Consider the following 9,679-nt stretch of genomic DNA (forward strand, 5'->3'; position numbering starts at 1 on the left):
CGCCCGCGCCCCCCCCCCCCCCCCCGCGCCCCCCCCGCCCCCGCGCCCCCCCCCCCCCCGCCCCCCCCCCCCGGGCCCGCCCCCCCGCGGCGCCGTCCCGCCGTGTGGGAGCGCGGCGCCGCGGCCGCGCCGGGGGGGGGCGCGGCGGGGGGGGGCGCCCCCCCCGGGGCGGCGCGGGGGGGGGGGGGGGCGCGGCCCCCCCCCCCCCCCCCCCCCCACACCTCAGGCTGACCGGCGAGCCTCGGGCATCATCGACCGCATGGAGATCATCGAAGGCCGGCGTGGGCGTCGTGCGGCGTCTCTCCTTCTGTGCGGCGCGCTGGCCGTGCCGTCGGCGTGCACATCGTCGCGCGGCCCGGCCGCGGTCCGGCCGCCGCGGGCCACGGCGGCGCCCGCCCGGCAGGCCGTCCGGGGCGACCTGACCGGTGACGGCAAGGCGGACGTCGTCGTGGCGGCGTCGCGTACGCCGACCCTGTACGTGGTGCCCGGCGGGAAGGAGCGGCCGGCCGTCATCGACTGGTCCGCCCGGGTCCCGGGGAACGGCGACCCGATCACCGAGCTCGCGAGCGCCGACTTCGACGGCGACGGACGTACGGACGTGGCCATCGGGACCCCGCAAGCGGACGCGCCCGGGCGGCCGCGCAGCCGGATGGGGATCGTCACCCTGCTGTACGGCACCGCCGCCTCCCCGTACCTGGGCACGAGCCGGCCGGTCGTCCTCGACCAGGACCATCCGGCGCTGCTGCATCCGGCCGACACACGGCCCCGGTACGGCGGCCGGTTCGGCGCGGCGCTGGCCACGGGTGACTTCAACGGCGACCGTTATCCCGACCTGGCCGTCGCCGCGCCGTCGGCGCCCGGCCCGCTCCTCGGCCGGGAGCCCCACGACCCGAAGACGGGCAGGGGCGCCCTGACGGTCTTCTACGGAGGGCCCGCCGGGCTCAGCACTCGCGGCGCGCAGCTCCTGGTCCCGGGCGAACGCGGTGTCCCGGCCGGGCGGCTGGGCGATCTGGCCGCGGCCGACGTCACCGGTGACGGGAACGACGACCTGCTCATCGGGGACTCCGCCACGACACGCCCCGGTGACGACGCGACCGAACGCTGCGTCGATCCCGACGGGGACGAGGCCGGCCACCCGCGCCCCGTCGGCATGCTGTACGTCCTGCGCGGCTCTGCCGAGGGGCTGAGCGGGCGGGACGCCCAGTCGATCAGCGGTGCCGACGCCGGCGTGGAGGACGGCTTCGGCCACTACCTGGCCGCGGCCCGCTTCCGCCACGGCTCGTACGCGGACGTGGTCGTGTACGGAGCGACCCGCCGGGGAGGGCGGTGCGACGAGGGCGTGCTCGTCGTCCTGCGCGGCGGTCCCGGCGGCCTGGTCCCGCGAGAGGCCACCACGGTGACGGGCCGCCGGCCGCCCTACTCCTGCTGCGGCGGCCTCGCGACCGGGGACGTCGACGGCGACGGCGACGCCGACCTGCTCGTACCGGCCGGCCCGTACGACGGGGCGGCCCTGGCCTGGCTCGTGCCCTCCGGACACGGCGGCCTGTCCGATCGGGCCGTGCCCCTGACCGCGCGCTCCCTCGGGCTGCCGCCGAATCCGGTCCGGACCGAGCTCGCCCTCTTCGACGTCGACGGCGACGGCCGGGACGAGCTCCTCGCCGGCACGATGTATTCGAAGGACGGCGGCGACGAAATCCGCCTGGTCAGCGCGGCCCTCACCTCGAGTGGGGCGACCGGCGCGGTCGACCTGACGGGAGCCGCCGGCGACCTGGCCGGAGCCGGCCCGGGAGGCGAGTTCCTCCGCTGACCGTGCACCGGCCACCGCGCGTGCGCCATGGCGGCGGGTGGTTCACCCCACGGACGGCGGGAGGAGTTCCCCCGGCAGTCCCTGGAAGGTGACCGGGATCTGGAAGCGCCGGATCGCCGCCGTGCCGACGGACGTGTGCAGCGGCCCGGTCGTCGCGGGCCACGGACCGCCGTGGTGCATCGCCCGGTTGACCGCGACGCCGGTCGGCCAGCCGTTGTAGACGACCCGGCCGGCGTGCCGGGACAGCTCGGCGACGAGCCCGCGGGCCAGGTCGGCGTCGGACGGCTCGGCGTGCAGGGTCGCGGTGAGCGATCCGGGTACGGCCGCGGCGGCGGCGCGCAGCTCCTCCTCCGAGGCGTACTCGACGATGACGGAGGCCGGGCCGAAGCACTCCTCCGTCAGCTCCGGCCGGCCCGCGAAGTCCCCGGCGGTCACCGCGACCAGGTGCGCCCCGGCGCTCTCCGCCACCGTGCGCGTCCCGGCCGTGAGCCGTTCGACCCCGGTACGGAACGCGTCCGCGATCCGCGGTGTCAGGAGCGACGGCGCCTCGACCGACGCGACCGCCTCGGCCAGCACGGCGTCGAGCCCGTGCCCGTCGGGAAGGAAGAGCAGCCCCGGCTTGGTGCAGAACTGCCCCGACCCGAGCGTGAACGAGCCGACGTAGCCGCGCGCGATCTCCTCTCCGCGGGCGGCCACCGCCGACGGCGTGACGAAGACGGGATTGATGCTGCCCAGCTCGCCGTAGAACGGGATCGGGTCCGGACGGCTCACGGCGGCGTCGAACAGCGCCCGCCCGCCGCGCACCGAGCCGGTGAAGCCGGCGGCCTTGATATGAGGGTCCTCGATGAGCGCCAGGCCCGCCTCCAGCCCGTGCACGATCGCGAACGTCCCCCCGGGCGCGCCCGCCTCGGCGAGCGCGCCGGCGATGACCTCCGCCGTACGGACCGACGTGCGCGGATGCCCGGGGTGGGCCTTCACGATGACCGGGCAGCCGGCCGCCCACGCGGACGCCGTGTCGCCGCCCGCGACGGAGAACGCGAACGGGAAGTTGCTCGCGGCGTACACCGCGACAGGCCCGATCGGCAGCAGCGCACGTACGAACCCGGGCTCGTCGGTGTCCCGCTGGAAGCCGTCGCTGCGCGCCTCGCCGGCCAGCAGGCGCAACTGCCCGGTGGTACGTTCCATCTCCCCGCTGAGGCGGGTACGGCCGAGCGCGGTCTCGGCGTCGGCCAGCCTCACCAGCTCGTCGGCGGACGCCTCCAGCGCGTCGGCGACGGCCTCCAGCAGCGCGGCCCGCTCGGGCAGCGGCAGCTCCGCGAGCGGGCGGGCGGCGTCCGCCGCGGCCACGCCGAAGGCGGCGACCTCGTCGGCGGTGGTCTCCGGCACGCCCGGCTCCAGCCGTTCGCCGGTCCGCGGGTCGACTCCGTACAGCAACGTCATCGTGGGTCTCCATCGGTGGGGAAGCGGTCGAGAGTGCCGGGCAGCCGTGAGCCGAGCGGGGACATGCCCTCGTCCGCGCCGAGACGCTCCAGGATGTCCAGGGTCAGGCGGCCGCGGTGCACACGCTCCCGCATGGCGTTGACGGCCAGGTCGCGCAGGTGGCGGCCGACCGGGTAGACGCCGGGGGTGTTGCGCAGGCCGAACTTCAGGTAGATCGGGGCACCGCAGCGGATCAGCTCGGCCGCGTCGTAGAGGCGGACGAAGCCGCCGAGGTCGTCGGGGGCCTCGACGTAGAAGTCCATGGGCGCGCCGCTCTGTGCCCGCAGCTCGGCGATCTGCTCGATGGTCAGGTCGCTCGGCACGTTGATGGAGTCGCCGCCGAGCCTCTCCCAGACGGTGTACGCGGACGGGTTGACCGGTCCGACCAGCGCCGACACCTTGAACGTGACGTCGGACGGGAACACGCCCGCGGCACGCAGCCGGTGCAGCGACCACAGCACGCCCTCGTCGGCGACGAGCAGGCAGCGGACGCCGAGCGCCAGGGCGCGCTCGGCCTCCTCGACGCACTGGGCGAGCTGGTCACGGCCCCGGGCGCGGGGACCGGAGCCGCCGGAGGAGGCCTTGACCCCGGCGCCGATGTCCCACGTGCCGCGCGGGCCGACGAACAGGCACAGCTCGATGTCGCGCTCGTCGCACGTCTTCACCATCTCGGTGATCTCGGCGTCGGTGAGCATCCAGATGCCACTGCCCTGGCTGATGCGGTGGATCGGCACGTCGAGGCGGTCGATCTCCTCCAGTGCGGCGGCCAGGACCTCCGGGCCCTCGCAGGAGGGCAGCTCGGTCCGCCAGCTCCCGCCGTCGGGGAACCGGGCCGCCGATCCGGCGGGGGCGGCGCCGCGGGCGGGCATGCCGAGCCGGTCGAGCAGGTGCTCGCCGGGATGGCGGGAAAGGCTCATCACGACTCCTAGGGTCTGAGAATGATCTTGCCGACGTCCTCGCCGCCCTGTCCGAGCAGCGCGACCGCATCGGGATAGGCCTCGAGCGGCAGCTCGTGGGTGACCAGGGGGGCGAGGTCGAGCAGGCCGGAGGTGAACGCGCGTACGGCGTGTGACCATGCCGACGCCGGGGCGCCGAACACGCTGGTCACCGCCAGCTGGCGGCCGACGATGAGCGAGGGGGAGAGCCCCTCGGGGACTCCGCCCGGAATGCCGGTCAGCACGAGCCGGCCGCCCCGGCGCACCTGCCGGGCGGCGGCCGCCGCCGAGTCGTGGGCGCCCGCGGTCTCCACGACGACGTCGAGGTCGAGCGCGCCGAACCGGTCCGGATGGAAGTAGGCCGTCGCGCCGCCCGCCCGCGCGACCGGCTCCCGGCCGGCGCGGGGGTCGCTGACGACGAGTTCGGCGGGGGAGGAGGCGGCGAGGAGCTGGATCGTCAGCAGGCCGAGGGTGCCCGCGCCGACCACGCCGACCCGCTCTCCGGGCAGCGGAGCGGCCTGGAGCACGGCGGCGGCGGCGACCGCCGCCGGTTCGAGCAGCACGGCGGCCCGCAGGTCGGTGCCCGACGGCAGCGGATGCAGCAGCCGGGCGGGCACGATCAGGTGGTCGGCGAACGCGCCCGGCCGGGTGAACCCGATCTCGTCGTAGCCGGCGACGCACAGGTTCGTGTCCCCGGCGCGGCACCGGTCGCAGACCTGGCAGTTCACGAAGCCCTCGCCGACCGTCGGCCGCCCGACCAGGGACGGGTCGACGCCGGGCCCGGCCGCCTCGACCGTTCCCGACCACTCGTGGCCGGGGACGATGGGGAACCTCCGGTACGGCTCGGGGCGGCCGCCCTCGTACAGTTCGCGGTCGCTGCCGCAGATGCCCGCGGCGGCGACGCGGACGAGGACCTCACCGGGACCCGGCTCCGGTGCCTCCCCCTTGATCATTCGCCGGCGGCCCGGCCGTTCCAGGAGTACCGACCGGCTCACTTGGTCCCGGCCGGGTCACGGAGGTGCCAGTTGTCGGCGAACAGGTTGAAGTTGGCGCGCTGGCGGGGGAACGCGGCGAGCGCGTCCAGGTCCAGCTCGACCCCCAGGCCGGGAGCCTCCGGCAGCGTGAAGTGGCCGTCGACGACCTCGGGCAGGCCGGGCGCCACATCCTTGATCGCCGAGTCGGCGAAGTCGTTGAAGTGTTCTTGGATCTTGAAGTTGGTGGTGCAGGCCGCCAGGTGCAGGTTGGCGGCGGTCAGTACGGGGCCGCCGACGTTGTGCGGGGCGACCATGACGTAGTGCGTCTCGGCGGTGGCCGCGAGCTTGCGGGTTTCGCCGATGCCGCCGATGTGGGAGATGTCGGGCTGGATGACGTCGACGGCCTGGAGTTCGAACAGTTCGCGGAATTCGATGCGGTCGTGGATGCGCTCGCCGGTGGCGATGGGCAGGTCGGTGTGGGCGGAGACCTTGGCGAGGGCCTTGAGGTTCTCCGGAGGGCAGGGTTCCTCGATCCAGCTGGGTTTGAACGGCGTGAGCAGGCCGGCCAGCCGGATGGCGGTGGCGGGGGAGAACCGGCCGTGCATCTCGACGAGCAGCTCGGTCTCGGGCCCGATGGCGTCGCGTACGGCCTCGACGAGGCTGACCGAGCGCATCGTCTCGGCGTGGTCCAGCTCCATCGTGCCGCTGCCGAACGGGTCGAACTTCAGCGCCTGGTAGCCGCGTTCGACGACCTTCCGGGCGGCGGCGTGGAAGGCCTCGGGGGTGCGCTCGACGGTGTACCAGCCGTTGGCGTACGCCTTGATCTTGTCCCGGACCCTGCCGCCGAGCAGTCGCCAGACGGGTTGGCCGAGGGCCTTGCCGACGATGTCCCAGCAGGCCATCTCCACACAGGCGATCCCGGACATGGCGATCTCGCCGGCCCGGCCGTAGTCGCCGTATTTCATCCGGTGGACGAGGTCTTCGGTGTCGAAGGGATCGGAGCCCTTGATGTGGTTGACCTCGGCCTCGGCCAGGTAGCCGATGAGCGCGTCGGTGTGGTTCAGCATCCGCGCCTCACCTACGCCGACGAGCCCCTCGTCGGTATGGACCTGGACGAACGTGAGGTTGCGCCAGGGCGTGCCGGCGACGTGTGTCGAGATACCGGTGATGCGCATGTGTTGCAAGTGCTCCTCGTGTTACGGGCCCAGAGGCGAGGCCACTACGTCCTCACAACACGCGGATGTTACCGGTCACACTCGCAAAGTCAACGGTTAGCAGATGTGAGGCCATGTTGCCGAACTGTGTCTTGACATCAGTTTTGTGACCGGTAACACTCCGGGACACAGCAGTGGGAAATCCAGTTGTAACTCCGGCGTAACCGCCTAGCCCGACCCAAGGTGGGACATGAGATTCACAAAAATGGCCACGATGGCCACGGGGCTGTTGATGGCCCTCAGCGTGACCGCGGCGTGCGGCTCGAGCACCAAGACCGTCGACAAGAAGGGCGCGGCGGGCGCCGACTCGGCCAAGGGTGCGCTGATCGGCGTCACCATGCCGACCAAGTCCTCCGAGCGGTGGATCCACGACGGCGAGAACGTGAAGGCCGCGCTGGAGAAGCTGGGCTACAAGGTCGACCTCCAGTATGCCGAGAATGACATCCCCACCCAGGTCAACCAGATCGAGAACCAGATCACCCGGGGCGCCAAGCTCCTGATCGTCGCCTCGATCGACGGCACCACCCTGACGACGCAGCTGCAGGAGGCGGCCGACAAGCACATCCCGGTCATCGCCTACGACCGGCTGCTCACCAAGTCGCCGAACGTCGACTACTACGCCACCTTCGACAACTACAAGGTCGGCGTCCTGCAGGCCACGTCCCTCCTCGTCGGCCTCGGCCTGAAGAAGGAGGACGGCTCCGACGGCACCGCCAAGGGCCCCTTCAACATCGAGGTCTTCGCCGGGTCGCCGGACGACAACAACGCGACGTTCTTCTACAACGGCGCGATGGCCACCCTGAAGCCCTACATCGACAAGGGCACCCTGGTCGTCAAGAGCAAGGAGACGGCCTTCAAGACCATCGCGATCCTGCGCTGGGACCCCGCCACCGCGCAGAAGCGCATGGAGGACCTGATCACCAAGGCCTACGGCGGCGGCGCGAAGGTCCAGGGAGTTCTCTCGCCGTACGACGGCCTGTCGATCGGTATCCTGTCCGCGCTCAAGAGCGCCGGCTACGGCACGTCCGGCCAGCCGTACCCGGTCGTGACCGGCCAGGACGCCGAGCTCGCCTCGGTTAAGTCGATCATGAAGGGCGAGCAGTACGCCACCATCTACAAGGACACCCGCGAGCTCGCGGCGGTCACGGTGAAGATGGCCGACACCGTCCTCAAGGGCGGCAAGCCCGAGGTGAACAACACCAAGGACTACAACAACGGCGTCAAGGTCGTCCCGTCGATGCTCCTCCAGCCGGTCACGGTCTACAAGACCAATGTCCAGAAGACCCTCATCGATGGCGGCTACTACACGGCTCAGCAGCTGAAGTAGCGGGCCAGGGGCGGGCGGCGCCGTGTGCGCCGCCCGCCTTTCCGTCGTGACTCGAAGGGCATGACATGACCGACGACGCGATCCTGCGGATGAGCGGGATCACCAAGGTGTTTCCCGGCGTCAAGGCGCTGCAGGACGTCAACCTGGTGGTACGGCGCGGCGAGATCCACGCGATCTGTGGTGAGAACGGCGCGGGCAAGTCCACCTTGATGAAGGTGCTGTCCGGTGTCCATCCGCACGGTTCGTACGAGGGCGAGATCGACTTCGACGGCGAGCCGTGCCGCTTCTCCGGCATCCGCGACAGCGAGAAGCACGGCATCGTCATCATCCATCAGGAGCTGGCGCTCAGCCCGTACCTGTCGATCGCCGAGAACATCTTCCTCGGCAACGAACGCGCCCACCGCGGCCTCATCGACTGGAACAGGACCAACGCCGACGCCGCCGAACTCCTCGCCCGCGTCGGCCTGGACGAGAACCCGGTCACCCCGGCGATGGACATCGGGGTCGGCAAGCAGCAGCTCGTGGAGATCGCCAAGGCACTGTCCAAGGACGTGAAACTGCTGATCCTGGACGAGCCGACGGCGGCGCTGAACGACGCCGACTCCGCGCACCTGCTCGACCTGCTGCGCGGCCTGCGCGAGCAGGGCATCACCTGCGTGATCATTTCCCACAAGCTCAACGAGATCAAGGCGATCGCGGACTCCACGACCATCCTGCGCGACGGCCGCACGATCGAGACCCTCGACATGAACAAGGACCTCGTCACCGAGGACCGCATCATCTCCGGCATGGTCGGCCGCGACCTGGAGCACCGCTTCCCCGAGCACGAGCCGACCATCGGCGAGGAGGTGCTGCGGATCGAGGACTGGACCGTACGCAGTCCGACGCAGCACGAGCGCCTCGTCGTGTCCGGCGCCAACCTCACGCTGCGGCGCGGAGAGATCGTCGGACTGGCCGGCCTGATGGGCGCCGGCCGTACGGAGCTGGCGATGAGCGTGTTCGGCCGCAGCTACGGCGTCGGCATCACCGGCCGCATCCACAAGGACGGCAAGGAGATCCGCGTCAGGTCGGTCGGCGACGCCATCAAGCACGGCATCGCGTACGCCACCGAGGACCGCAAGCGGTACGGGCTGAACCTCATCGAGGACATCAAGCGCAACGTCGGGGCGGCGGGGCTGCGCAAGCTCGCCAGGCGGGGCTGGGTCCCCGACAACGAGGAGTTCCGCGTCGCCGAGGGCTACCGCAAGAGCATGAACATCAAGGCGCCGAGCGTCCTCGCGGTCACCGGCAAGCTCTCCGGCGGGAACCAGCAGAAGGTCGTGCTGTCCAAGTGGCTGTTCACCGACCCGGACGTGCTGATCCTTGACGAGCCGACCCGCGGCATCGACGTCGGCGCGAAGTACGAGATCTATTCGATCATCAACGAGATGGCCGACCAGGGCAAGGCCGTGCTGGTCATCTCCTCGGAGCTGCCCGAACTGCTCGGCATCTGTGACCGCATCTACGCGATGTCGGCCGGGCGCATCACCGGTGAGGTCTCCCGCGCGGAGGCCACCCCCGAGCGACTCATGCAGTACATGACCAGATACGACGAGGAGATCATCGCCCAATGAGCAGCGTCGCACCGGCCCGCCCGGACAAGGGCGAGGCCCCGCCCCCGTCCCGCGGCGGCGTGACCGACCGGATTTTCTCCGTCAACCTGCGGCAGAGTGGGATCTATGTCGCGTTCGCGCTGATCGTCGCGCTGTTCGCGATCCTCACGCACGGGAGCCTGCTCTCCCCGGAGAACATGTCCAACGTTCTCGTGCAGAACTCCTACATCCTGATCCTGTCGATCGGGATGATCCTCGTCATCATCGCGGGCCACATCGATCTGTCGGCCGGTTCGGTGGTTGACCATCAGCACGGCGGAGATCGCACCGCAGACGGCGACCACCGAACCG

Annotated in this window: 7 protein-coding genes and 1 pseudogene; 4 read left to right on the forward strand and 4 right to left on the reverse strand. The window is 71.6% G+C overall.

From position 1 onward, the window contains the following. Positions 1 to 259 precede the first annotated feature (259 nt). A complete protein-coding gene (locus tag QWU11_RS46855) occupies positions 260 to 1,807 on the forward strand; it encodes an FG-GAP and VCBS repeat-containing protein (protein WP_290121097.1) in 1,548 nt (515 codons plus the stop codon). A gap of 42 nt (positions 1,808 to 1,849) precedes the next feature. Here QWU11_RS46855 and QWU11_RS46860 read toward each other — a convergent pair whose 3' ends face one another. The 4 genes from QWU11_RS46860 to QWU11_RS46875 are packed head-to-tail and all read right to left on the reverse strand — an operon-like array spanning position 1,850 to position 6,370. Further along, on the reverse strand, positions 1,850 to 3,247 hold the full coding sequence (locus tag QWU11_RS46860; RefSeq protein ID WP_290121098.1) for an aldehyde dehydrogenase (NADP(+)): 1,398 nt from the start codon (positions 3,245 to 3,247) through the stop codon (positions 1,850 to 1,852). After that, entirely contained in the window at positions 3,244 to 4,203 is a 960-nt protein-coding gene (locus QWU11_RS46865) for a hypothetical protein (RefSeq protein ID WP_290121099.1), read from the reverse strand. The genes QWU11_RS46860 and QWU11_RS46865 overlap by 4 nt, the downstream gene beginning before the upstream one ends. Positions 4,204 to 4,211: 8 nt before the next feature. Continuing rightward, positions 4,212 to 5,216: an alcohol dehydrogenase catalytic domain-containing protein gene (locus QWU11_RS46870; protein ID WP_290121100.1), complete on the reverse strand. Its 1,005-nt coding sequence runs from the start codon at positions 5,214 to 5,216 to the stop codon at positions 4,212 to 4,214. Then, complete coding sequence (locus tag QWU11_RS46875; protein WP_290121101.1) at positions 5,213 to 6,370, reverse strand: mandelate racemase/muconate lactonizing enzyme family protein; 1,158 nt, start codon at positions 6,368 to 6,370, stop codon at positions 5,213 to 5,215. The genes QWU11_RS46870 and QWU11_RS46875 overlap by 4 nt, the downstream gene beginning before the upstream one ends. Before the next feature lie 229 nt (positions 6,371 to 6,599). Between QWU11_RS46875 and chvE the strand changes: the two genes are divergently transcribed. The 3 genes and pseudogenes from chvE to QWU11_RS46890 all read left to right on the forward strand — a co-directional run. Beyond that, positions 6,600 to 7,736: a multiple monosaccharide ABC transporter substrate-binding protein gene (gene chvE, locus QWU11_RS46880; RefSeq protein ID WP_290121102.1), complete on the forward strand. Its 1,137-nt coding sequence runs from the start codon at positions 6,600 to 6,602 to the stop codon at positions 7,734 to 7,736. Between the two features lie 65 nt (positions 7,737 to 7,801). Beyond that, the gene (gene mmsA, locus QWU11_RS46885) at positions 7,802 to 9,349 is read left to right on the forward strand and encodes a multiple monosaccharide ABC transporter ATP-binding protein (RefSeq protein WP_290121103.1); all 1,548 of its coding nucleotides are present in this window, start codon (positions 7,802 to 7,804) and stop codon (positions 9,347 to 9,349) included. Beyond that, positions 9,346 to 9,679 (forward strand): annotated as a pseudogene (locus QWU11_RS46890) (hypothetical protein); the annotation flags it as partial. The gene mmsA and the pseudogene QWU11_RS46890, both read left to right, overlap by 4 nt.

This window comes from Actinomadura sp. DC4, assembly GCF_030406325.1.
Lineage (GTDB): Bacteria > Actinomycetota > Actinomycetes > Streptosporangiales > Streptosporangiaceae > Actinoallomurus.